This is a genomic window from Rhizobium sp. BK456 (assembly GCF_014194045.1).
GTDB classification, from domain to species: Bacteria; Pseudomonadota; Alphaproteobacteria; order Rhizobiales; family Rhizobiaceae; genus Rhizobium; species Rhizobium redzepovicii.
Genome location: NZ_JACIAO010000004.1, coordinates 42,291 through 66,652, shown reverse-complemented (window position 1 = coordinate 66,652; position 24,362 = coordinate 42,291). Strand labels below are relative to the sequence as shown.

Sequence of the window (24,362 nt, the reverse complement as noted above, 5' to 3'; positions counted from 1 at the left end):
CAAAGGCTGAAGCCTAAATTAACGCAAGCGCTCCGCCCGCAGGCGCGTATCCCGCGGGCTTTCGCCGAAGGTGCTACGATAGATGATGGAGAACCTGCCCGCATGCGCGAAGCCCCATATCGTGCAGATTTCGCGGACGGATTGCTGGTTCGTTGGATCCCGCAATTGCTCACGGGCCGCTTGCAGCCGGATCGTGCGCAGGTAACCAGCCGGCGAAGTCCCCCTGAAGGCCTTGAAGCCCGTCTGCAGGGCGCGAAGTGAAACGCCGACATCGTCCGCAACCATCGTCATGGTGAGAGGTTCGGCGATATTGGCATGCATATAGTCGATGGCACGCCGGACATGCCAAGGCGCAACCAGCGACACTTTCTTTTTTTCCAGATGGCCGGACAGGCGGTGGTGGCCAAATCGGATGACAAGATGAGCGAGCGTTTCGCTCATCGTTGCCATGGCGAGAGGAGAAGACAGAAGCGGACCGCCGTTGCGCATGCCTTGCACGATCGTCTGCACCAGGTTGCCGATAAGCTGGCCCGATTGTGTCGAAAGATCCAGGATGGGCTCAAGGTCGAGCGATTCGGACAGCGGCGTTTCCGCAAGTGAAATGAGCGCACGTTTCACGATTTTCCAGTCGAGGAAGAGGACATCCGAAGTGTGCGGACCCTGGACGAAACGATCACCGGCCTCATGGTTATTGGCCATGAGAACATAACCCGCTCCACTTTCAACCGCCCTTTTCCCAATGGACACTCGAAAGGACCCTGTCTGTGGGAGGTAGAAAGCAAGGTGTTGGGGCGTCTCATTGAGCGTTCGAACTGTCCATGAACTTTGAAAGACGGAGTGAAGGACCGTAAACCCATCGCCTCTTCTCAAGTCTGCCGCCCAACGGAAGTTTCGGTCGTTGCCCAGCGGTTGTGCGGCAAAAACCCCATAACCGGTCGACAATGTTTTAACCATCGACTCGAAGTCGTGGCCTTGGTGCGTCGGTGCGAACTCATAATCCTCGCGCTCAGGAGCGCGCGCCGTGTTCTCGTACCTCATGCAGCTCGATCCTCTCTTTCAGCACCCGCCTCCCCATGGCCGAACGTTCCATCCCGCTCAGGCTTGAGTGGTGGCGAATGGGTTCTCCTCCAAACGCACGGACCCGCTCTTTGAGTCCCTGAAATAAGCTCATCTCGGCTGGCTTGGCCAATCTTGATGAGGTAAGCAAGCTCGGCAAACGAGGGACCGAATCCCCTCATTTGACAGAAGCAACACGCCCCTTCAATGTGCTTCACACTCACAGTGTAAATCAAAACGATCTGCAAATGAAGTATGATCCGCTAGAACATGTTGCCACGCATTTTTTGCGCGATGCACAACCGGCCCGGGTGGCGTCCCGCAACGAGCGGGACCTCTTGCGGTTGATCTGGAAATCCCCAGGGATCGAGCGCTCCGACCTGACCGAGCCGCTCGACCTCACCCAGCAATCCCTGCACAGGATCGTCGCGCGGCTTCATGAGCGAGGAATGATCGTCTTTTCCCATGCCGAAGCCCGGCGGGCGGGCCCGCCCAGCCCGGAACTGACCCTTCGAAAAGACTGGTGTCTGACGCTCGGAATCGCCGTCAACGTCGGCTCGATCGGCCTCTGTCTCATGGGTTTCGGCGAACCTCTGGAGAATATGGAAATCCCGCAGGCAGGCGACTTGCTGTCGGTGGAATTGGAACGGATCGAAGCGGCAGTCGAAGACATTCTTGCCCGCCGGGGCGCCAAACGCCGAGACATTCTCGGCGTCGGCCTTGCGGTCGCCGGCCACCGTATGCTGGAGACTGCCTTCAATTGTCCTCTGCCGCTTGCTCATTGGTCACTGATCGATCTCGCACCTTTGCTCGGGAAGCAGCTTGCCTTGCCGGTCTGGGCGGACAATGTCGCCAGGACCGCAGCCTTGGCGGAAGCGATCTTCGGCGTTGGCCGAGATGCCGCGGATTTTGCTTATATTGCCCATCTTCACGGCTACGGTGGCGGCCTGGTTTCCGGAGGCATGCCGTTTCGCGGCAGTTTCGGCAACGCCGGCGAATTCTCCGTTCTCTTTGCGCGTGAGGACTATGACGACCGTCCCGCACTCAACCAGTTGCTCGAACATCTTCGCGCCAAAGGGCGCCCGGGCCTGACCCTGAACGACCTGAAGAACGAAGAACTGGTGGGTTGGGACGGCGTCGAGGAGTGGGTCGACCGGGTCATGCCGGCCCACAATCGCGCCATCAATGCGATCTGCGCGATCTTCGATCCGGCGCTCATCGTCCTTGGCGGCGAGCTTCCGCATTCCCTTGCGAGAATGCTGATCGAACGGACCGAATTCAACAATCTGCCTCGTCACGGCGCAGTGCGCGACGTTCCGCAGCTTGCAGTTGCGGATATCATTGATGCTCCCGGCGCGATTGGCGCGGCCTTGATCCCACTCTTCGAAACAGTTTTGTGAGGCTCCGGCAGTCAAGCCCGTGCTTCCAACTCTGCATCCCCTCGTGCCGGGGCACGCAAGAATGCGTGACGGCGTCGCTAAGAAGGACTGAATCGCACCGCAGGATCAAGTTTGGCGCGCATCAGCCGGCGCGACGAGATTGGAAGCACTCAGCTCAGAACGGACGACGCGTTAGAATTCATCACTTCATCCCTGTACCTGCAATGCCTGTCGTGATGTATTTCTGCAGGAACAGGAAGACGACGGTGACGGGTAGCAGGCTGAGGAAGGTCATCGCCAGTATATAGTGCCACTGGACCGAGAACTCGCCCTGGAATGCGTTCAGACCGACCTGCAGGGTGAAATTCTCACGGCTGTTGAGAACGATGAGCGGCCAGAGGAAGTCGTTCCAGCGCCAGAGCACCGAAAAGATCGCCAGCACCGCAAGCGCCGGCGCTGTCAGCGGCAGGATGATGCGCCAGAAGATGCAGAATTCGCTCGCTGCATCGACGCGCGCCGCCTCGATCAATTCGTCGGGGATGGTCAGCATATATTGCCGCAGCAGGAAGACGGCAGTCGGAGAGGCGATCGTCGGCAGGATGACGCCCCACAGATTGTCGGCAAGCCCGACCCCGACGATGACGAGATAGGCCGGCACCATGACGACGGCGAGCGGGATCATCAGGGTCGAGATGATGATGACGAAAACCGTCGTGTCGCCGCGGAACTTATATTTCGACAGCGCAAAGGCGGCCATGGCGTTGACGATCAGCGTCAGCAGCGTCGCGACCACGGTGACGAACACTGAATTCTTCAAGAAGGTCAGGAAGCTGAAGCGCGTCAGCGGGTCGGTGTAATTCTCGGTGGCGACGGTCAGATGCTGGACCGGCGTGATCCCCTTCACGTCGACGCTGACCGGCTGTCCCGGATTTGCCGGATCGACCATCTGGGCTTTGAGGCCGATGCGCCGCACCATGGCCATTTCGCGCGGCTGACCGTCGAGCGTGACCTGCCACAGGCTGAGCGGCTTGTCGAAGCCGGGCACGGTCTGCTCCACGGCGGCGCGCGGAAGCAGCGTCGGCGGAAAGCGGGTGATTTCGGCCGCCGGCTTCAGCGAGGAAAGTCCCGCCCAGACGACGGGAACGAGCACCGCCAGTGTTCCGCCAATCAGCCAGACCCATGACAGAATATCGGTGATGTCGATGCGTCCGGCCCGGCGCGTGCGCGTCATGAAGCGGATCGGGTTCATAGAGCTGTTCATTCAGGACTCCATTCGCTTGCCGAGGCGCAGTTGTATGAGGGTGAGAACCAGAAGCACCAATCCCATCAGAACCGAGGCGGCTGAGGCAAGGCCGAAGAGGCGGAGATCGCTGCTGAAGGCCATCTGGTAGATATATTGGACGATGAAGCTGTTGGCCGTGCCGGGCCCGCCGCCATTCGTCAGAACCCAGGCCTCGTCGAAGATCTGCACGGATTTGATCATCAGCAGGATGAAGACGACGAGCAGGTTCGGCGCAAGCAGCGGCAGCGTGATCCTGAAGAGGGTGCGGCGCGGCGAAGCGGCGTCGATGGAGGCGGCCTCGTAGAGTTCCTTCGGGATCGCCTGGAGACCGGCGAGCAGGATGAGGGTGTAAAAGCCCATATGGAACCAAACCGACACCACGACGACGAAGAAACGCGACCAGCCGACATCCAGCAGGAAAATCTCAGGCGGCACGCCAATCATCTGGAAGAAGGCGTTCAACAGCCCGTTGCGATCGAGGAACCATTTCCAGATCAGGCCGATGACAACGGGCGACAGCAAGACGGGATAGAAGAACATCGCTCGGAAGAAGCCGCGTGCAAAGATCGCCCTATTGAGGATCAATGCCGTGATCAGTGCCACCAGCAATGTGGCGGTGACGTTCAATGCCACGAACCAGAGCGTGTTCCAAACCGCCGTCCAGAACAGCGATTCCTGGCAGGTTCCCGGCTGCAGATAATTGCCGCAGGAAAGCAGGGCGCGGAAATTGTCGAAGCCGACGAAGGGCCGCTCCGAGACGAAAAGATTGGTGCCGCCGGTAAAGGCGTAGCCGACCGCGATCGCGATCGGAAGGAATGTGAAGATGGCGAAGAGAACGAGGTTCGGCGCCAGGAACAGCCAGGGCATGCGCTTGCGGCCGAAGATGCGCTCGACCGCATTCATCGGAGCCTCGACCACCCTCATCGCCATGTCGCCCGCCTGGGAGAGCAATGCACCAGCAGCAGCCATGGTCAGCGCCTCCCCTGTCGTGATCGGCGGGCAAAGGCCAAGCCGCTTTCGGGATCGAACAGGTGAACGCGTGCCGGATCGGCATCGATCATGATCCGGTCACCCTGAACAGGCGCGAAATGGCCGGCCTCATGGATGATGATCTGCTCGTCCTGGCCGGCAAGATTGCCGTAAACATAGGTCTCGGTGCCGAGGCCTTCGTGATACTGGACGATGAACGGCAGGCCCTTTTCGCTGGAGCGGGAGAAATGCGCGGGCCTTATGCCGGCAAGCACATCCTGTCCGACCGTAATGCCCTCGGGATCGACGTCGCCGACGATCCTGCCGCCGCCCGCGACATCGATGGCGACACCGCTCTCGCTGATGCCCGATACTTTCCCCTTGATGATGTTCATGCGCGGCGAGCCGAGGAAGCCGGCGACGAAAAGATTGCGCGGATGATCGAAGAGTTCCAGCGGTGCGCCGACCTGCTCGACCCGCCCGGCGCGCAGCACGACGATCTTGTCGGCCATGGTCATCGCCTCGACCTGGTCGTGCGTGACATAGATCATCGTCGTCTTGATCTCGCGATGGAGCTTGGTGATCTCAGCCCGGGTTTGGACGCGCAGCGCCGCGTCGAGATTGGACAGCGGCTCGTCGAAGAGGAAGATATCCGGTTCGCGCACGATGGCGCGGCCGATCGCCACGCGCTGGCGCTGGCCGCCGGAAAGCTGCTTCGGGCGCCGGTCGAGATAGGGTTCGATCGCCAGCATCCTGGCGGCTTCGGCAATGCGCGCCTCGATCTCGGCGCGCTTGAACTTCAGATTCTCCAGGCCGAAAGCGAGGTTCTTGCGAACGCTCATATGCGGATAAAGCGCGTAGGACTGGAAGACCATAGCGATTTTGCGCTCGGCCGGCGAAATGGCGCTGACGTCGCGGCCGCCGATGGCAATGCCGCCCGACGTAACCTCTTCCAGGCCGGCAATGACGCGCAACAGGGTCGACTTGCCGCATCCCGACGGGCCGACGAAGACGACGAATTCGCCGTCCTTTATATCGAGGTCGACGTCATGCAGCACTTTGACGGAGCCATACGACTTGTTGACGGTGGAAAGTTTCAGTTCTGCCATGCCCCACTCCCGTCGGGTGCCGCCGTTTCGAAGACGACGTCGATTGCGTTCCAGCCTTGCGGCAGCGGTGTCGGTCTCGCGATCCGCACCTCGTTCATCAATATCCCGGTGACCCCCGCCACGTAGACGGCGGGCATTCCGCCCGGATAGTCTTGCAGGCCGATCACCCGCCCGTCCGCCCCGCGCGTCCAGGCATTGGCGCGGCCGCCACCGTCTGCCTTCGGCGCAAGGTCCGCGTTTGTCGGACGCAGGTCGTAGGCCTGCGCGGTGCCGAGTTCGCCGGGCCGTTGATCCACACCGATGCGCGCCAGCGATACATTGCGAATGCCGGCGGACGAAGCCGAAATGACGGTGATCGCCCCTTCCATGCGCCCGGTAATGTCTTCGACAATGAGGTTTTCGATGGCGCCTGCCGGGCGCTCAGCGATACGGTCGACGACGTTGACGGTCAGCGCCTCCCCCGAGCCCCAGAAGCCGTCGAGCGTTTCGCGGCACTCGACAGCAATCCGCGAAAACCTGACGTTCGATATCCGGCCGCCGTCGCGTGAGAAGATACCGAGCGCTCGGTTGGAAGATGAAACGCTACAATCCTCGAGGACGACATTGGTGACGTCGCCATGCGTTTCCGTGCCGATCTTCAGCGCGCAGCTGAGGCTCTGAACGGCGCAGCGGCGGATAAAAATATTCTCACATCGCCCGATTGCGACACCCTGCGGGCCGATGCTGGTCTTCAGGCATATGCCGTCATCGGCCGTCGATATCGCGCAATCCTCGATGACGGCGCCGCGGCAGGCATCGAACACGATACCATCCGTATTGGGAAGGCGGCGGTCGTTTTCGATCGTGACGTTGCGGACCGCGACATCGGTGCAGTCGACGAAGTGCAACGTCCACATCGGCGAACGGCTGATATGTAGCGCGCTGATCTCGACCTCGTCGCAGCTCTCGAAGACGACGACGCGGGGGCGGAATTCGGCCGGAATGAAGGTCCCTACCGTCTCGTCATCCCCGATGATGAAGCTCTCGCAGCCGGCTTCGATACGCCCCGGCCCCGTCAGGCCGATCCGCCGCGCGCCCTTGGCGACGATCATGCCGCGATCTGACTTCTCGGCGATCACCGAAACAGTCGTATGCGCATAGGCTGCATAGTCCGGAACCGGCCGCAGGATCGCGCCGGCGGCCAGATGCAGATCGACGCCCGAACGGAGCCGGAGCCCCCGGCAGATGTGGATGCCCGCCAGGAGCTCCAGGCGTCCGCCGCCGGAAGCCGAGAGATCGTCGATCGCCGCCTGCAGGCGCTCGGTATTGTCGCCGTCGAGCGCCTCGATCGAAACGAGGGAGGCGGCACTCATTGACGCTGACCGCTTTCGAGAAAGACTTCCGTCAGCAGCAGCATGGTCAACGCCTGGCCGTAAGGCGTCGGCAGGTTCGGGATGCGCCGGTAGAAATCGAGGTCGTGCCCCATCGGCGTGCCGTCCGAGACGCCGTGGACGACGCCCTCCTCGTCGATCTGCGCCAGCACCGCCGCAAGCGCACGCTCGGCATAGGCCCTGTCGCTCTCGTCCAGAATGCCGGCATCGATAGCGCGCAATATGCCGTAAGCGATGCCTGCCGTCGCCGAGGTTTCCAGCGGCGAGGACGGATCGTCGAGAAGGGTCGTGAACATCCCGTCCGGCCGCTGATATGCCTTCAGCGAGCGCACTTGGCTGACGAGAACATTCGAAAGGAAGCGCCGATCCTTCTCGCCGAGCGTCGGGACAAGATCGAAGAGTTCGGGAATGGCGACGGTGATCCAGGCATTGCCGCGCGCCCAGAAGGCGTTGGCGAAATTGTGCCGGCCGTTGAAGGTCCAGCCGTGATACCAGAGACCGCTGACCGGATCGGAGAGATAGCGTGTGTGGATCACGAACTGATAGACGGCCTCATCGATCCAGTCGTTGCGCTTGCAGAGCACGCCGGCGCGGGCGAGGAACAGGCAGGCCATGAACAGCGTGTCATCCCACAATTCGCCGTCGTTGAGGCGTTCCTTGACGACGTGCTGAAAGCCGCCCTCCTCCGTCTTCGGCAATTCCTTGACGAGCCATTCGGCCCAATCCTCGACCAGCGCGCGGAAATCGGGACGGTCGACATGCTGGACGAGGATTGCCAGTGGCAGCATCGGCGCCGTGCTGTTGATCTGGCGCGGCGGCAGGCCGCGCTCGATCTGGCCGGCATACCAGGCGACGAGCTCCTGCAGCGCTTTCTGATCGTTGGTGGAAATCGCACGTCGCAAGAATCCGTAGAGGCCGACGCCGACTTCCCAGTCCCACTCGTCGAACTGGATCCCGGAGGTGGAGCTTCCGGTCACGAGACCTTCCTTGATGCCTCTAAGCCGGCTGAAAGCCGTTGCCACGCGATCGATCGTCGTCAGGAGCGCGGCGTTATCGACAGATGTAGTGTTCATGCTGGGGACCTATGTTTTACGAGTAGAGCGGTCCGTCAGTACCGGCTTGGGACGCGGCACTGTCGTGGGTGAGAATCGGGTGCGGCTGATCATGTGTGAACGGCCGGCGCTTGCCGGCGATCGAAAGACCGTCGGCATAGGAAAGCGAGAGCACGGGGCCGCCCGGCGGCGTCAGCGTCAGCAGGCGAAGCGCAGGATCGAAGGAAACCGCCGTCTGGTACAGGCGTTCGAGGAAGGTTTTGAAGGCGTCGCCATTGCCGCATCCAACGATAGCAGCCCAGCCACAGAGCGACCCGTAGGAGCGCGCCTCGCGGCCGGCGGTCGGCCCCTCGGTGATCAGTTCCAGGCCGTTGGAGGCCCAGAGGGCGGAAAATCCCCGGCCCGACCGTGCGATCAGCCACTTGCCTTCGACAATGAGATCATCGAGGCCATCGCGGCCGATATAGGCATGCGTCCATGCGTGCCGTGCGTCGCTTGTGTCCTCGATCAGCAGGGCGACATCACGATGCTGGGCGACACGCGGCAGGATGCCGTTGCCGGCCCAATAGGACGGCCTTTGATTGCCCCAGGGATCGTCCTCGCCGGGATGGTTGACCCAGAGTCGCGCCATTGGATGGCCGGCCAGCCTGATGTCGAGGACGTGCTGCTGGTGACCCTTCCGACCAGTCTTGTGATCGACCACCGTCGAAAGCTGCGCCGCCTCGTTCTTGAACAGCACGAGCTTTCCACTCTCGAGCCCCTGGCTGTAACGCGCCTCGACGCTTCTGCCCCTGAAAGGGGCGGCAAGCTCGATCAGATCGGCGGGCGGCTCGTAGCCGCCGGCGCAGAACATCGTCAATGCCGCCACGCCGTTGTTGAGCCAACCGGTGCCGAAAGCCACCTGGGCAAAGGGCGCAAGCTCGGTCAGCGGGCCGGCGCGCAGTTCCTTGTCGTAGGCGCGGCCCTGCGAGCCGGCCGGAACGCCGGCCAGCGTATGAAGGGCGATCATGCGGAAGATGAGGTCGATCTGGCCGCGGGCGCGATCGGCAATCCCCCTCTCGGCCCAGCGCTCCAGCGCCAGCAGGCCGATGAAATCGATCGGGTAATAGGCGGCCGAATTCCACTCCGCCAGGCCATGAGCCTCGACGCTGTCGAACCAGCGCCCGAGCCGCTCGACGGCGAGTTCCGCCTGCTGCCGTCCCGTCCGCCCGGAGGCCGAAAACACCGCATCGGGGAGAAACAGCCCGGCCAGCAGCTGGCTGGTATGGAAGCAGAGCACATGGTTCTCGCTCCAGAACCACATCGTGTCATTGCCCGGCTCGTCGACCCAGTAGCGATAAGAGAGAACGGAACGGCGGATGCGTTCGACCGTGGCCGCAGGCATCCGGTCGCCATAGGCGCCGAGCAGCCAGAGGAGGGGCACCATGATGAAGTCCGAGCAATCCTCCCGCGCATCGATCGAGGCAAGGGTCGCATCGACGATGCGCTCGAAGCTTTCCGGATCGTGATGGCCTGTTTCCATCATCGCGATGAGACGCCCGGCGCGATTGGCGCCGAAGCGGGCGCTGTATTCCAGCGCCTGCCGCTTGCGGGCGGAAAGCGACGCCTCTTCAGGCAATGGCGATAGGCTGCTCATGAAGGCGGCATCGATGACGCGGGTGACCGAACCCGGTCCGGAACCGATCGTCATGTGAATGCCGTGATAACCGTCCGCAATACCGCAGACTTCTTCGGCGATCAGACGGCTCTCGCCGGCGCGCAGGGTCAGTTTCGAATGGGCAAGAATCGGCCGCTCATGGCCATGGCCGACCACCTTGAGATCGACGGGCAGGTCGCGCTCGGGCGCCGTGTCGAAGATGATCTCCAGCGGCTGATTGATGAAGACGTCGCGGGCCGGGCGCACGCCGCGCGAAAGGGTTTCCAGCTCGCGCACCTCGTTCTGATCCAGCGGCACCGGCAGCAGCACGCAGAGCGGCTCCTTGTGCAGCATTTCGAGCTCGAAGAACCAGGTCGTGTCGCGCTCGGCGAGGTCTTCTGTATGGACGAGGATCTCGTTGTCGCCGGCCTCGAGCGTCAGCATGATCTCGGTTGCGCTCTCGACGTTGCGCCTGAAGGGTTCGAAGCGCACCGCCTCCTGCCCGTTGACCCAGATGCGGACGCCGCCGCAGGTCTTGAGCGCGAGATTGAGCGTGCGCGGGGCTTCCGTCCTGAACGTGCCCTTCAGCCATCGCCTGACATGTGCGGGCACATGCCAGAAGCTGGTAAACTCCACGCGGCGGTTCGAGCCGGGAAGATAGAGGCTTTCCGTCGGCCAGGACGTGTCCGGCTCCAGCGCCCGCCCGACCATGGTGGACCAGAAGGCCTTGCGGCACGGCAGGTCGCCGACATCGACGAAACCGTTGATGAAGCGATAGTTCACGCGATCTTCGGCCGGGGCCGGTTCGCCGGGAAAATAGCGCTCAATGAGGGCGGAAACGGCCCAGGCCGTCACCGTCTGCCCCGCCGCCACGCTGTATGCCGGGGCCATGCCATCAGGCCGCTTGATGCTTTCCGTTTTCAAAGATCGCCTCCTCCGCAATCCTATGAAAATATTTTCATTAGGTTATTTGGGTGCGTGATTTTTGAAAATTGCTCAAAAACATCGCTATTTGCGTAGAAAATAGCTTGACGGAACGATTGTCAAGTATATGAAATTCACTTATCGATGGCCAAGGCCGCGATTGATGAAAATGTTTTCATGGGAGGATGAAAATGAAAACGTATCTTTCAGGGGCTTTCGCACTAGCGTTGGCTACGGTTTCTTTCGCATGGTCGAGCGTGGCCATGGCGGAAACGCAGACGATCACCTTTCTCTTCACCGACGACGACCAGGCTTATGTCGAGCGGATGGAAGCGCTGAGCAAGGAATTCGAGACGGCGCATCCCGACATCAAGGTGAACTTCGTCTCCTCGGGTTACGATGCCGTCGCCAAGCAGCTGCCGGTGCAGCTTGCCATCGGCGAAGGTCCCGACATCGCCAAGATCACCGACTGGCAGCTGGCGCCCTATTACCTCGACATGCGCCCGTTGATGAAGGATCCCGATGTCTTCGCCAAGCTGCACGGCGACAGCCTGAACACGCTTCGTTTCCCCGGCGTCAACGAGCCGAACTCGATCAACGGCTATGTCGCCTCGCAGACCTTCAACCTGCCCTTCGTCAACAAGACGCTGTTCGAGCAGGCGAAAGAACCGCTTCCGAAGCCGACCGCCACGCTGAAGGACATCGTCGAAGCCTCGGCGCGCGTCGCCAAGGCGACCGGCGCCCAGATCCCCTTCACGATGGACCGCTCGGGTCACCGCTTCTCCGGCGCGGCCTTCTCCTACGGCTCGAACTACGTCAAGGACGGCAAGTTCTCCTTCCCTGACGATGCCGCCAAGCACTACATCACCGATCTCTACAACTGGACGAAGGACGGCTCTTTCCCAAAGGAAATGTGGGGCGCGGCCGGCGGAACCCAGTACAAGAACATGGGTGACGAGTTCGTCAACGGCAATGTCGTGACCTATCTTGCCGGCAACTGGATGGTCAATCCGTTCCAGAAGAAGATCGGCGACGCCTTCGACTGGACGGCGATCAGCGCGCCCTGCGGCGATGCCGGTTGCTATGCGATGCCGGGCGGTACCGCGATCGTCGGCTTCAAGCGCACCAAGTACCCGCAGGCCGTCGCCTCCTTCATCGAGTTCCTCGGCTCTGAAAAGGTCCAGCGTGAAATCGCCGAAAACTACGTCATCCTGACCGGCGCCGACATCAAGGATCCGCAGTACAAGCTCGATAGCAAGAACGCCAAGGACGCCATGGCCGTCTTCCTCGCAAGCCGCAACAGCGCGCCGAAGGCAGCTCGCGACCTGGAACGCCTGAAGGGCTCCTCCGCCATCTATCAGCTCATTGTCCAGCGGATGAGCCAGCTGATCGTCGGCGAGCTTTCCCTTGAGGACACCTTCAAGGCGATGAGCGCAGACGTCGACAAGGTCAACGTCGCCCTCGCCGCCAACAAGTAAACGGCCGCGCCTGTCTCCCACAGATTGCGCGCTGCATCAGCCACGGCCTCGCAACGGGCCGTGGCTGATCGTTTTTTTGCCTCTGCCTATGCCAACATGCCGAACAGTTCGATCGGTTTCGAATTGTCGATGGACTGAACCACGCTACGTCTTCCCGCAAGGAAAGGTAGCGTTATGGATATCATCAATCGAAACACCGACTCCCGCTCGGACCTGAGACCAGCCGCCCTCGCCATTCTCTGCCTCGGCGTGATCGTGGCGCAGGTCGACACATCGGTTGTCAATCTGGCGGTCCAGCCGATAGGCCTCGACCTCAAGGCGTCGGTGACGCAATTGCAGTGGGTCGTCGACGCTTATAATCTCGTTTACGCAGCACTCCTCATCAGCGGCGGCCTGTTTGCCGATCTCTACGGTCGGCGCCGGATGTTCGTGATCGGCTGTGCGGTTTTTGCCCTGGCGAGCCTCGTCTGCGCCTTTGCCCCGAGCATCGCAATGCTGATCGGGGCCAGGGCCTTGACCGGTCTCGGCTCCGCCCTCCTGCTGCTGGCGTCGCTTTCACTGATCCGGGTCATCTACCGGGATGAGAAGCTCCGTGCGCGCGTGCTCGGAATCTGGGCCGGCTGCAATGGGATGTCGCTTGCGATCGGCCCCACCCTCGGCGGCTTTCTGATCCGCGGTTTCGGCTGGCGATCCGTTTTCTTCGTGGTCATCCCGATCGCGCTGATCGCGGCGGCGAGCGCGTGGCTTTTCATTCCGGAAAGCGCCGATCGGCAGGGCAGATCCTTCGACCTGCCGGGTCAGTTGCTGGGGATCGCATCCCTCACCGCCCTTACCCTCACCGCGATTGAATCATCGCATCTGCCGCCGCTGTGGACGGCGCTCCTGGCAATCGCCGGCGCGGCTCTCCTGCTGCTCTTCGTCATGGTGGAGAAGCGCCTGGAACAGACGGCCCTCGTTCCGATGTCGATGTTCCAGGACAGCCAATTCCGCGGGGCGATGGCCGGAACGGCGGCGATGACCTTCGGCATGTATGGCACGCTGTTTCTCTTTCCACTGGTCTCCCTCAGCCTCGGCCGCCTGGCCTCCTTTGAAGCAGGACTATCGCTGCTGCCGATGGCCCTCAGCTTCATCGCGATCTCCCCTTCTCCGGCACGATCTCGGAGCGCCTTGGGAAAAAACGCACCATATCGGCAGGGCTGGCGCTGATGGGTTTGGGCAATCTCCTGCTCGGCGCATCCTTCCTGGCCGACTGGTTCGTTGCCGAAGAGATCGGGCTGCTGTTGACCGGCGTCGGCATGGGAATGGCGACGGGCCCCCTAACCGCGGTCGCGGTTTCAACCGTCACCGCCGATCGTTCCGGCACGGCGAGCGCCCTGATAAACGTTGCCCGCATGGTGGGCGCGACGATAGGCGTCGCCCTGCTCGGGGCGATCTTCGCCTTCCTCGGAGAAGCCGAAACCGGCTTCATCGTCGCGATGTCTGCAGGCGGCAGCGTGCAGTTGCTCGGGAGCATCCTTGCCTGGCGCTCACTCTGAACGCGCGATTGGGCGACTGCTGCGAAGGCGTCGTGACACGAGCCGCGGGAGAGGCTATAGGCGTTGTCGACCTGGGGCCAGCTCCAGGCGCCATATCAAATTATCAAGCGCCGGCACCCGGTCCTTCCGCCGGCGATCCAGCGACTGTCTATCGTATAGAGGTGCATCTCCATGCCGATGGGTTCCGAGCATCCGCTGCGCAGGGAGCTTCACAACGAGTTGCATGCCCGGCCGTCGCTTTATTTCGATGGCGACACCGATGTCTGGCATGTCGCTATCATCGGCGAGAATGGCCCTCCTTCGCTGCCCGGTTCCCTGCCGGGATTGGAAGATGTCACCACGACGGGCGAGGGCAATCACGGCATCGGCCGCGTCGGCGACGGCCGACTGAAATGGGAAGCCCATACCGAGTTCCTCACCCTCACCTTCGTGGTGCCGGCATCGGCCGAACCCGGCAGCAACCCGCCGGAAGCTTTTCGGGCCTGCTGCGGCCAGATTGGCGGAAAGGTCATCGCGGCCGTGCGCGTGCTGGTGCGTGACGAGAAGGACGGGCGCATCCTGGAAAAACCCAAACTCGACTATGTCGCTTCGCGGGTCGGCGGCGGCGACGCCGAGGTGCATTCGAACTTTCGGCTGACCGACAGCGGATTCCTCGAGTTCCTGTTCTTCAACCGCAACCTCAACGCCTATCGGACCGGCCGCATGGTCCGGCGTTTCCTGGAAATCGAGACATATCGGATGATGGCGCTGCTGGCGTTGCCGATGGCGCGCGAGACCGTGTCGAAGCTTTCCGCATTTGACCAGCGCCTCGATCTCCTGATCGTCCATATGCAGAGCGCCGTCAAAGTCGACAAGGCGCTGCTGTCCGAGGTGACGAGGCTCTCTTCCGATGTGCTCAACTTCTCGGCACTCGCCCGCCACCGCTTCGGCGCGACAAAAGCCTATGCCGAGATCGTGGCGAGCAGGCTGTCGGAGCTTCGAGAAGAGCGGGTCGAGCAAAGACAAAGGCTCGGTACGTTCATCGACCGACGCTTCCAACCGGCTGTCCGCTCGGTCTATGCGGCAGAACGGCGCCTCGACGAGCTGGCCGAACGCGTCAGCCTGGCCGGAGACCTTCTCAGAACCACCGTGCAGGTTCAGCTCGAGGATCAGAACGCCTCACTGCTGACCTCAATGGAAGAGCGGGCGCGCATCCAGGTGCATATCCAGCAGGCGGTCGAAGGCTTTTCGGTCATCGCCATCACCTATTATACCGTCGGCCTGGTGAAGATCTGCCTCGAAAGCATTTCCGCACTGGGCGTCGATCCGCACGTGGCAAAACTCGCTGTTCTCGGCGCCATCCCGCTCGTGCTCTTCGCCGTCTGGACCGCGGTCCGTCACGTGCGCCGAAGCATCGCCGGCGTGCCGCACGGCCCCACATCCGAAAGCCACTGACGGGGTCACCGCCGCCCCTTCGGAGCGGCGGTGTTCTATTAACCGCTCCGACAGATCGTCACGATGCCATTGCGTAGGGGCGATGGTCTCGTGCCCGACCGCTGCCCGTCTTGAACCGCCGCAACAGATCAGCAAGGCTTTCGGTTTCCTGCGTCAGACTCTGGGCCGCCGCCGTGGTTTCTTCGACCATCGCGGCGTTCTGCTGGGTCACCTTGTCCATCTGGTCGCCGGCGGCCGAGACTTCGCGCAGGCTCGTTGCCTGTTCGCGGGCAGCAACGGCGATCTCGGCGACGGTCGCATTCATGGCGGTAACCTGCTCGACGATCTGTTCCAGCGAGAGACCGGATTCGCCGACCAGTTGAACACCGGTCTTGACTTGCGCCGAGGAGGTGGAAATCAGTTGCTTGATCTCCCGCGCCGCATTGGCGGAGCGCTGGGCGAGCTCGCGGACTTCCTGGGCGACGACGGCAAAGCCCTTGCCCGCCTCACCGGCGCGCGCCGCTTCGACGCCGGCATTCAGCGCCAAGAGGTTGGTCTGGAAGGCGATCTCGTCGATGACGCTTATGATGTTGCCGATCTTCGACGACGAATTTTGAATTTCCGTCATCGCGTCGATGGCCCGGGCGACGATTTCGCCGCCTTTTTCGGCATTGGTGCGGGCCGTTGCTACGACGGCCTGGGCGCGGCCTGCACCCTCTGCCGTGCCGTTGACGCCGCGGGTCACGTCGCCGAGTGCTGCGACCGTTTCTTCCAGGGAGGCTGCCTGCTGCTCGGTGCGGCGGGCGAGATCGTTGGAGGCGGTGGAGATTTCCGACAGACCGGAGCGGATGGTGGCGACCGCGCGAATGACAGAGTCGACCGCTTCCTCGAGGCTTGCGACCGAATTGTTGAAATGATCGCGAATCCTGACGTAGCGATGGTCGACTTCGCCGACGCGAACGGTGAGATCACCCTTCGACAACGCGTCGAGACCGACGGAGATCTGGCGGAAGGCATGTTCCATCACCTGCGCATCGGACAGCCGCTCGGCTTCCTGGCGCAGCCGCTCTTCTTCGGCGGCGAGGCGAGCCCGCTCGGCATTGGCTTCGGCGATCAGCTTGGCGCGGCCCGTCTCCTGGAAAACCTTCAGCGAACGCGCCATGGCGCCGAGTTCGTGGCGGTGCTCGACGCCCGTTATCGCGATCCCCTCCTCGCCGCGGGCAAGCTGCTCCATGGACTGGGCCATCTTGCGCACCGCAGAGGAAATCAGCAGGCCGACGAAATAGGAAAGCACGAGGCCGATGACGATCAGCAGCCCGCTGATGACGAGCGTCGTGCTGGTCGCGGAGGCAACCGTCGCCTCCACGGAACCATCAAGGGCCTTCTGGGCACCTGTCACGGTCGCCTGCAAATCCGTGAATTCGCCTGATATTTTCGGCGCGAGCACGCCAAGCTGCGTCTGGCGGATATTGCCGGAGGCCTGCAGCACCTCCTTCATGTCGCCGAGACGGGCGGTGTAGTTCTGCATGAGCTGCCCGGCGCCCATCAGGCGCTTCTTCTGCAGCTCATTCTTCGCAGCCTTGGCGGCGGCGTCATTGAGCGCCACGGCTTCGGCGAGAGCCGCCTGCGCCGTGTCGTAAGCCGCGAAATCGTTGGAATGCACGAAGCGTTCAGAGAAATAGAGACTGCGGTTCAAGGCCTCCAGCGTCGCCGCCGTCATCTGCAGCAGCGTCACGTCGTTCTGGCGCCAGGCGCTGCGCACGACGTCGTTGAGCGCGATGCTGGTCCAGGGGCCGAATTCGGTGACCTTGGAGATCAACATGTCGCGCCGAGCCTGCAGGGAAACGATCTGTTCGAAGGCCTTGCCGTAGGCGGCAATATCCCGGCGGATTTCTGCAAGCCCCGACTGCAGGTCCTTGTTGCCGGCAAAACGCGGGTCGTCCGCCTCGAAGGCCTTCACGCCGGCGCGGAAACTGTCGACGACAGCCTGCGTCGGGGTCGAACGGAAAGCCTCCGCCGACATCTGGATCTCGTGCAACTGGTCGCTGTAGTCGGAGATAGCCAGACTCTGGCCGGCCGTGACACGATAGGAAGCGAAGATCGCGGCAAGCCCGTTCATGCCGGAGATCGCGCTGACGGTGAGCAGGCTCATCAGCAGGATCAACGGCACGAAGCCTGCGGTGATCTGCGCGCGAATGCCGAATTTATTCCAGAAATGCAACATCATAGGCCTCTTATGCTCACTGGCTCTTCGGCAGGTATTGGGCAATGTTCTCGGGTGTGACGAGTTCGAAGGGGACGTTGTTTTCGCGAGGCACCTTCTCCTTGTTGACGAGCTTCACGGCAGCGTCGACGGCCGCCGCCCCCTGCCCGACCGCACTCTGGAGAATGGTGACGTCGAGGTCCCCGGCCACCATTGCGGCAAGCGCATCGTCGGTAGCATCGACGCCGGCGACGACGACGTCCTTCATCGGGATATTGGCCTTCTTCATGGCGCGGATCGCACCGAGCGCCATCTCGTCATTGTTGGCGATAACAGCATCGAACTTGACGCCGGCCGCCAGCCATTCCTGCATTTGCTGATCGGCATAATCGCGCGACCAATAGGCCGCTTGCTGCTCGACGATCTCAAGGCCTTTGCATTCCGGCGTCGCGATGACATCGGCGATGTCCTGGGTGCGGGTGCGGGCGGCCACATGGAAGACCTCCCCCATCAGCACGACGACACGGCCCTTGCCCTTGAGCAGAGAGCACACTTGCTTTGTCTCCAGCGTACCGGAGTCTTTCTCATCGGAGGCGACAACGACCTGATTGTCCGGCAAGTCCGAGAGATTGGAGGGCGTCGTGTTGATGTAGATAAGGGGAATGCCGGCATCCGCTGCGATCTTGGTCATTTGCGGTCCGAAATCGCCATCAGACAGCATCATGATAATGGCGTCGACCTTGTCGGCAACGAACTGCTGAACCTGCTTCTTCTGAAGTTCGTTGTCGCCCTCGGCATTCGCGGTGACGAGCTTGAGGCCTGATATCGTCTTCCCGTGCGAGACGACGCCGTTCAGAAGCATCTCTCTGAATTTATCGAGATTGGTCATCGAAACCCCGATCGTCTGTGCATTGGCAACAGAGACCGATATCGCCAAGGCGATGGATGCAAGCGTGGCCGTTTTCATGAATTCCCCTACGCAATTCGGATGTGAATGCGTTATTTCAAATCTTGGTTAAATTTTACTTTTCGTGAGGAAACGAAAGTTAAGAACGGGGATAGGATATTGTGGCGCGGAAGCGCCTTCTTCGGCGGCGAGCAACCGACCTTGACAGGCTCCGTCTCGAACTTCGCGCGATGCACATAAATCTCTGTTTTTTACTATCTTCCGCCGAAGCCGGAGCTGACGGTGATGCCCCTATAGATCACCCTTTGCAGCACGATGGCCAGGACCACGCCCGGCAGCATAGAGATCGTCGCGCCGGCCATGATATAGTTCCACGCCGTGCCCTGCTGGGTCTGAAACAATGTGAGCCCGAGCGGCAGTGTGGCTTTTTCCACCCCGCTGGTAGCGATCAGCGGCCACAGGAAACTCTTCCACTGGGCGATGAAGGTGAAGAGCGACAAAAGGCCGATTGCCGGCATGGCGAGCGGCATGATGACGGTGACGAGAATGCGCAGGCGCGAGGCACCGTCCATCATCGCCGCCTCGTCGAGATCCTTGGGAATGCCGAGGATGAACTGTCGCAGCAGAAACGTGCCGAAGGACGAGAAGGCGACCGGCAGGATCATGCCATGATAGGTGTTGATCCAGCCGAGCTTGCTGACCAGGAGGAAAAGCGGGATCACCAGCATCACCTGCGGGATCATCAGCGTGCTGAGATAGGTAAGCAGCAGCCCCTCACGGCCGGGAAACCGCAGCCGCGCGAAGGCGTAGGCGGACAGGCACGATACCGCAATCACGATCGCCGTGACGCCGCAGGCGACCACCAGGGAATTCAGCAGGAAGGTGCCGAATGGCAGAGCCACCAGGGCCTCGACGAATGTGCCCCAATGATATTCCTCGGGGAAGATGCGAACCGGCACGGCCATTACCTCGGCATTCGAGCGCACCGCGTTCGACACCATCCAGAAGAAGGGGAAGAGGAAAAGCAGCGCGATCAGTGAAAGGCCGGCATAACTGAAGAAGGTGCCGATGCGCCGCAGGAGACGATGCCGACCCGCGGAGGCGGAATACGGATGCCGTGAGGTCGGGTCAGTCGTCATAATGCACCCATTTGCGCTGCATGTGGAACTGCAGGATGGTGAGCGCCATGATCATGACGAACATCACCCAGGCGAGAGCGGAGGCATAGCCCATCTGGAAATTGGTGAAGCCCTTCTGGTAGATGGCAAAGCCGAGGGTTGCCGTCGCCGAGCCCGGGCCGCCGCGCGTCATTGCAAAGATTTCGTCGAAGACCTGCAGCGAGGTGATCGCCGTCATCACGGTAGCGAAGAAGACGGTGGGCGAGATCAGCGGCAGACGGATGCGCCAGAAGCGCTGCCAGGCATTGGCGCCGTCGATCGTCGCCGCTTCGAGATAGTGTTTCGGCACCAGATCGAGGGCGGCGTTGAACATCACGACGTTATAGCCGACATTGGCCCAGAGCGTGACGATCACGACCGCCTGCATCGCCCAGGTCGGGTTTAGCAGGAAATTCGGCAGGCCGAGGCCGAGCGAACGGATGACGGTGTCGGCCAGTCCATCCGGCGTGAAGATCAGCAGCCACACCACCGACGCGGCAATCGTCGGCGTGAAGGTCGGCAGAAAGAAGATCACCCGGAAGATCGCCTTGCCGCGCTTCAGGCTGGATATCCAAACCGCCAGCAGCAGCGAGACGATGATGTTCACCGCCAGATATTCGACGGCGAAAAACAGCGTGTTTCTGAGGATGGTGTAGAAGGCCGGATCGACGGTGAAGAGCTTGATATAATTCTGAAGACCGACGAAGGACGGCGTCGAGATTAGCTGCCAGTTTGTGAAGGAGAGCGCCAGCGACGCCAGGATCGGCAGGGCCATGAAGATCATGAAGCCGAGAAAACTCGGCAGCAGGAACAGCATGGCCGTCTGCGTCTCGGGCTTCAGAAAGCGCCGCGGCCGACCAGGCTCCAGGGTGATTTCGGCAACGGCGCTTTCCGACATGTCTTCCTCCATGCGCGGCAATTCCTGCCGCGGCGGGCGCCTGCGCATCCTTTCGGACGCATAGGCTCTATTGCTGCGCGAGGCTCTGGATCGACTCCATCGTCTGCTTGGCGTCGGCGCTGCCGCCGAAGGCCGGCGGGAAATACTGGTTGAACAGATTTTCGACCGCCGCCCAGTTGTTGGTGATCACGTAGGGCACGGAATGCGCCAGAGAATAGTCGATGGCCTCGCCGCCATTGGTGATGTCCTTGGCGGCCACCTTGTACCAGGAGGATTGCGACGCCGCACGCGCCGGCAGCGCACGCCCCTGTTCGGCAAGATACTGCAGGGCCTCGGGACTGGTCAGCACCTGGATCGCCTTCCAGGCCGCATCCTTGTTCTTGCTCGTCGTGGCGATGCCGAAACCGGAGCCCGCCGTGACGGCGGTAAGCTCGCCGTCTCCGCGCGGGAGAGAGGTGGAACCAATTTTAAACTTGACCTTGTCCTTCATGCCGATGATCGACCATGGACCGTCGACATACATGGCGACATTGCCCGAATAGAACCGGCCTTGGATGACCGTGCCGGCATCGGCGCTCGACGGCACCAGCGGCGCCACCTTGTCCTTGGCGGCAAAGCCGATCACCCTCTCGGCCGCGGCAACGGCGCTCGGATTGGTGAGGTCGAGCTCTCCCGCGTCGTTGACATATTTATCGCCCCAGGCAGCCGCCAGGACCGAATAGTTGGTCGGGGTGATACCGAAGCCGTATTTGCCGTCCTTGGTCAGCTTCTTGGCGGCATCGGTGAATTCGGCAAGCGTCCAGCCCGGTTTCGGCAGCGGAACGCCGGCGGCTTCGAGCGCGTCCTGGTTATAATAGATGACCCACGGACCGACGTCGTAAGGCAGGCCGTAAAGCTGCTTGTCGACGGACATGCCGCCGATGATCGAGGGGGTGAAAGCGCCGACATCGAATTTGTCGGCGGCGATCCGATCATTCAGGGGCTCAAGCAGCGAATAAAAATTCGGCATGCGCAGCGACTGCATGGAAACGATGTCGGCAAGCTGTCCCGACGCCGCCAGCACCGGCAGCCTCGTCCAGTAGTCGACCCAGCCGGTCGTCGTCAGAGTCACCTTGATATCGGGATACTTGGCGGTGACCATCTCGGCCAGGTGCTGCCAGCCCTTGGTGTCGGCATCGGAACCGGTCCACATCTGCCAAGTCAGGTTGACCTGTTCGGCCGATGCGGCTGTGGCAAAAAGACTGCCGCCGATTGTGGCAAGCAAAAGCGCTTTCTTCAGAACCTTCATGGGTTTCTCCTCCCTCCATGACGCAATGAACACGCGGATGCGACCGAGTTCACGCCTTGAGGACGATCTCGATCACCGGGACGGTAACGTCAGGTCGCCGAACCGGCAGTTCGAGCGTGATCATGCCTTCCGGCACCATCACGCCGATATTGGAATCCACTTCCTTCGTCTGGCTGAGCCAACGCACTTCGCTGGCATCGTGCAGGAACTGCGCATAGGCGATCCTGTCGGCGAGGCCCTCGATATGAATGTGGCGGTAGGGCCAGTTGTAGACATGCAGATAGAGGCGATTGCCGCGCTGGGTATAGCGGCATCCGGCCGGCACCGGCAGTTCCGATGGCCCGGCACCGTAGATGGAGCGGCCGTTGACGGCCATCCAGTTCTGGTAGACCGCAAGCGCATCGACGGCGCGCGCGTCGAAGGTGCCGCGCCCGGTCGGGCCGACATTCATCAGCAGGTTGCCGCCGAGCGCGACGGAATCGATCAGCAGCTGGATGATCTGTTCCGGGCTCTTCCAGCTATCCTCGTCGCGGTGATAGCCCCAGGAGCCGCTGAAGGTGTGGCAGGCTTCCCAGAGTACCCCCTGGCTGGCGATGGCAGGCGCCACGCGCGGCGTATATTGCTCCGGCGTCGTCACATCCGGCAGCTTGCCCGGCGGCAGGTCGAGGCGGTTGTTGACGATGATTTCGGGCTGCAGCTCGCGCACCAGCTCGATCAGCCGCTCGCTTTCCCAATCGGCGCGTCCCTTGCCTGGCAGGCCGTGATATTCGCGGCCGGGATAGCTGAAATCGAACCAGATGATGTCGATGCGGCCGAAACCGGTCAGAAGCTCGCGCACCTGTTCGCGCATATAGGCGGCGTAATTACCGATGTTGCGGCCGGCGTTCAGCGCCTTGGCGTCGGCATGGTTGCGGAGGGAATGGTGGACGTCGATCGGAAAATCAGGATGGTGCCAATCGAGCAGCGAATAATAAAAGCCGATCTTCAGCCCCTCGGCGCGAAACGCCTCAACCAGCGGCGTCAGCAGATCCCTGCCGCAGGGCGTATTCGTCGCCTTGTAATCGGTAACCTTGCTGTCCCAAAGGCAGAAGCCCTCGTGATGCTTGGTCGTCACCACGACATATTTCATGCCGGCGAGACGCGCCCGGCGGGCCCATTCCTTGGGATCGTAGAGATCGGGATCGAAATTGTCGAAATAGCGCTGGTAATGCTCATCGGTCAGCTCTTCGCGGTTCTTCAACCACTCGTGCCGGGCTCCGAGAGCATAGAGGCCCCAATGGATGAACATGCCAAGGCGATCATGGCTGAACCAGGCGTGCTTGCCCGTCTCTCCCGATGCCGGTTTCTCCAGCTGACGCGCTGCAATCGTCACAGGTTTCTCCTCCCTGTTTCCGGCCCATCACATCATCGAACCGGTTCGGTACATTGATCATTCACCCGAGCTCCTCGCCTGTCAAGCTGAAATCAGCCAGCTAAAATGTGACTGGATATCCGCCGCTTGGCGCCGCTACCCCGGCAACCTATTGCACTGGCAGATGAAATCTGGCACTATTAAGCCATAGAACCGGTTCGAAAATATGACCACTATACGAGATGTAGCGCGCCTTGCGGGGGTTTCGATCTCGACTGTCTCGCTCGCGCTCAACAGCCCGAAGCGGGTCGGCGTCGAGACGCTCGACCGCATCCAGCAGGCGATAAAATCGACCGGTTACCGCATCGATCCGGTGGCCCAGACGCTGGCGCGCGGGCGCAGTTCGCTGATCGGTTTTGTTTCGGCCAATCTCGGCAACATGTTCTTCGGCGATATCCGCCGGGAGATCGAGCATCAGGCGCTCGATCACGGCTATTTCGTCCTGATCGCCGATTCTTCCGGCCGGGCCGAACTCGAACGGGCCTTGCTGGAGCGGATGGAAGCGCAGAAGATCGCCGGCATCGCGCTGGCAACAAACGGCCACGGCGCGGAATACGCGGCGTTCCTGCGCGATTTCAAGACCCCGATCGTGATGTTCGACCAGAAGGTGGAGGGCGCGGCGCGCGATTTCGTCGGCTCCGACAATCCGCTGACGACGACCATCCTGACGGAGCATCTGCTGCAGCTCGGCCACCGGCGCATCGGCTTCATTTCCGGCCCCTCCGGCCTGCATACCGCCGATGAGCGGCTGAAGGGCTTTATGGATACGATGTCCGCCGCCGGCGTGGATATCGACCCCTCGCTGGTGGTCGAAGGCGGCTACACCAGAACCGGCGGCCATGCGCAGGCGATGCGCCTGCTGACGCGGCGCGACCGCCCGACCGCCATCATCGGCGCCAACAACATGATGGGCCTGGCAGCATTGCAGGTGATGCAGGAAATGGGCTTCCGCTGCCCCGACGACGTATCGCTGGCGATGGTCGACGACGTGCCCTGGAGCAACGTCATCACGCCTCGCATCACCATGGTCGTGCAGGATGCGCAGAAGCTCGGCGAACTCGCGGCCCAGCGCCTGCTGGCAAGGATCGCAAGCCCCGAGGTCGCCGCCGAGCCGCCGCAGGATTTTATCCTGACGCCGAGATTCGTGCGCGGGGAGTCGACCAGGCGGCTCTGAGTCCCCTCCCTCGGGCTCTGCTGACTAGGCAAAGGACGAGGTGGGTGCTCAGGCGCTGATACATGCAAGAAGCAGCGTTGCGGCGTGCTACGAGGCTTCGCCCTTCGGCTGCGCACCTCAG

General features: G+C 61.8%; 19 protein-coding genes. 6 read left to right on the top strand and 13 right to left on the bottom strand.

Annotation, left to right across the window (positions count from 1 at the left end; genetic code table 11):
- Positions 1–18: 18 nt before the first annotated feature.
- Positions 19–1,038 (bottom strand): AraC family transcriptional regulator, encoded by a 1,020-nt coding sequence (locus FHX03_RS13190; RefSeq protein ID WP_097628083.1) that lies wholly within the window; start codon positions 1,036–1,038, stop codon positions 19–21.
- 266 nt (positions 1,039–1,304) lie between these two features.
- Between FHX03_RS13190 and FHX03_RS13185 the strand changes: the two genes are divergently transcribed.
- A complete protein-coding gene (locus FHX03_RS13185; RefSeq protein WP_183854023.1) occupies positions 1,305–2,456 on the top strand; it encodes an ROK family transcriptional regulator in 1,152 nt (383 codons plus the stop codon).
- A 181-nt stretch (positions 2,457–2,637) separates the two neighbouring features.
- On the opposite strand, the gene FHX03_RS13180 is transcribed toward FHX03_RS13185, so the two are convergent.
- Genes FHX03_RS13180 through FHX03_RS13155 form a run of 6 tightly spaced genes read right to left on the bottom strand, consistent with a single transcriptional unit; the run spans position 2,638 to position 10,777 of the window.
- Entirely contained in the window at positions 2,638–3,684 is a 1,047-nt protein-coding gene (locus FHX03_RS13180) for a carbohydrate ABC transporter permease (protein ID WP_179867155.1), read from the bottom strand.
- Positions 3,685–3,696: 12 nt separating this feature from the next.
- Positions 3,697–4,686, bottom strand: a complete 990-nt coding sequence (locus FHX03_RS13175) for a carbohydrate ABC transporter permease (RefSeq protein WP_097628086.1) — start codon at positions 4,684–4,686, stop codon at positions 3,697–3,699.
- A gap of 2 nt (positions 4,687–4,688) precedes the next feature.
- A complete protein-coding gene (locus FHX03_RS13170) occupies positions 4,689–5,795 on the bottom strand; it encodes an ABC transporter ATP-binding protein (protein WP_183854021.1) in 1,107 nt (368 codons plus the stop codon).
- Positions 5,783–7,147, bottom strand: coding sequence for a glycoside hydrolase family 28 protein (locus FHX03_RS13165; RefSeq protein WP_183854019.1), 1,365 nt, complete (start codon positions 7,145–7,147; stop codon positions 5,783–5,785). Before FHX03_RS13165 ends, FHX03_RS13170 begins: the two co-directional genes overlap by 13 nt.
- Complete coding sequence (locus tag FHX03_RS13160) at positions 7,144–8,238, bottom strand: glycoside hydrolase family 105 protein (protein WP_097628089.1); 1,095 nt, start codon at positions 8,236–8,238, stop codon at positions 7,144–7,146. Before FHX03_RS13160 ends, FHX03_RS13165 begins: the two co-directional genes overlap by 4 nt.
- A 16-nt stretch (positions 8,239–8,254) precedes the next feature.
- Positions 8,255–10,777, bottom strand: a complete 2,523-nt coding sequence (locus tag FHX03_RS13155; RefSeq protein ID WP_183854017.1) for a hypothetical protein — start codon at positions 10,775–10,777, stop codon at positions 8,255–8,257.
- 191 nt (positions 10,778–10,968) lie between these two features.
- Between FHX03_RS13155 and FHX03_RS13150 the strand changes: the two genes are divergently transcribed.
- The 4 genes from FHX03_RS13150 (at position 10,969) to FHX03_RS13140 (ending at position 15,224) form a co-directional block, all read left to right on the top strand.
- A complete protein-coding gene (locus FHX03_RS13150) occupies positions 10,969–12,255 on the top strand; it encodes an ABC transporter substrate-binding protein (protein WP_183854015.1) in 1,287 nt (428 codons plus the stop codon).
- A 174-nt stretch (positions 12,256–12,429) separates the two neighbouring features.
- A complete protein-coding gene (locus FHX03_RS13145; protein ID WP_246699238.1) occupies positions 12,430–13,461 on the top strand; it encodes an MFS transporter in 1,032 nt (343 codons plus the stop codon).
- Positions 13,356–13,790 carry an MFS transporter gene (locus tag FHX03_RS34420; protein WP_312865338.1) on the top strand — a complete coding sequence of 145 codons (435 nt, stop codon included), beginning with the start codon at positions 13,356–13,358 and terminating at the stop codon, positions 13,788–13,790. The genes FHX03_RS13145 and FHX03_RS34420 overlap by 106 nt, the downstream gene beginning before the upstream one ends.
- A gap of 171 nt (positions 13,791–13,961) precedes the next feature.
- The gene (locus FHX03_RS13140) at positions 13,962–15,224 is read left to right on the top strand and encodes a DUF3422 domain-containing protein (RefSeq protein WP_097628093.1); all 1,263 of its coding nucleotides are present in this window, start codon (positions 13,962–13,964) and stop codon (positions 15,222–15,224) included.
- Positions 15,225–15,282: 58 nt separating this feature from the next.
- Here FHX03_RS13140 and FHX03_RS13135 read toward each other — a convergent pair whose 3' ends face one another.
- The 6 genes from FHX03_RS13135 to FHX03_RS13110 form a co-directional block, all read right to left on the bottom strand.
- Entirely contained in the window at positions 15,283–17,427 is a 2,145-nt protein-coding gene (locus FHX03_RS13135) for a methyl-accepting chemotaxis protein (protein WP_183854013.1), read from the bottom strand.
- 16 nt (positions 17,428–17,443) lie between these two features.
- Positions 17,444–18,373 (bottom strand): substrate-binding domain-containing protein, encoded by a 930-nt coding sequence (locus FHX03_RS13130; RefSeq protein WP_183854011.1) that lies wholly within the window; start codon positions 18,371–18,373, stop codon positions 17,444–17,446.
- Between the two features lie 194 nt (positions 18,374–18,567).
- Positions 18,568–19,452, bottom strand: a complete 885-nt coding sequence (locus FHX03_RS13125) for a carbohydrate ABC transporter permease (protein WP_183854009.1) — start codon at positions 19,450–19,452, stop codon at positions 18,568–18,570.
- On the bottom strand, positions 19,442–20,368 hold the full coding sequence (locus tag FHX03_RS13120; RefSeq protein WP_409565140.1) for a carbohydrate ABC transporter permease: 927 nt from the start codon (positions 20,366–20,368) through the stop codon (positions 19,442–19,444). The genes FHX03_RS13125 and FHX03_RS13120 overlap by 11 nt, the downstream gene beginning before the upstream one ends.
- Before the next feature lie 67 nt (positions 20,369–20,435).
- A complete protein-coding gene (locus FHX03_RS13115; RefSeq protein WP_097628096.1) occupies positions 20,436–21,656 on the bottom strand; it encodes an ABC transporter substrate-binding protein in 1,221 nt (406 codons plus the stop codon).
- Between the two features lie 49 nt (positions 21,657–21,705).
- Positions 21,706–23,028 (bottom strand): alpha-L-fucosidase, encoded by a 1,323-nt coding sequence (locus tag FHX03_RS13110; protein ID WP_183854005.1) that lies wholly within the window; start codon positions 23,026–23,028, stop codon positions 21,706–21,708.
- Between the two features lie 205 nt (positions 23,029–23,233).
- On the opposite strand from FHX03_RS13110, the gene FHX03_RS13105 reads away from it, so the two are divergent.
- Positions 23,234–24,241 (top strand): LacI family DNA-binding transcriptional regulator, encoded by a 1,008-nt coding sequence (locus tag FHX03_RS13105; protein ID WP_183854003.1) that lies wholly within the window; start codon positions 23,234–23,236, stop codon positions 24,239–24,241.
- Positions 24,242–24,362 lie beyond the last annotated feature (121 nt).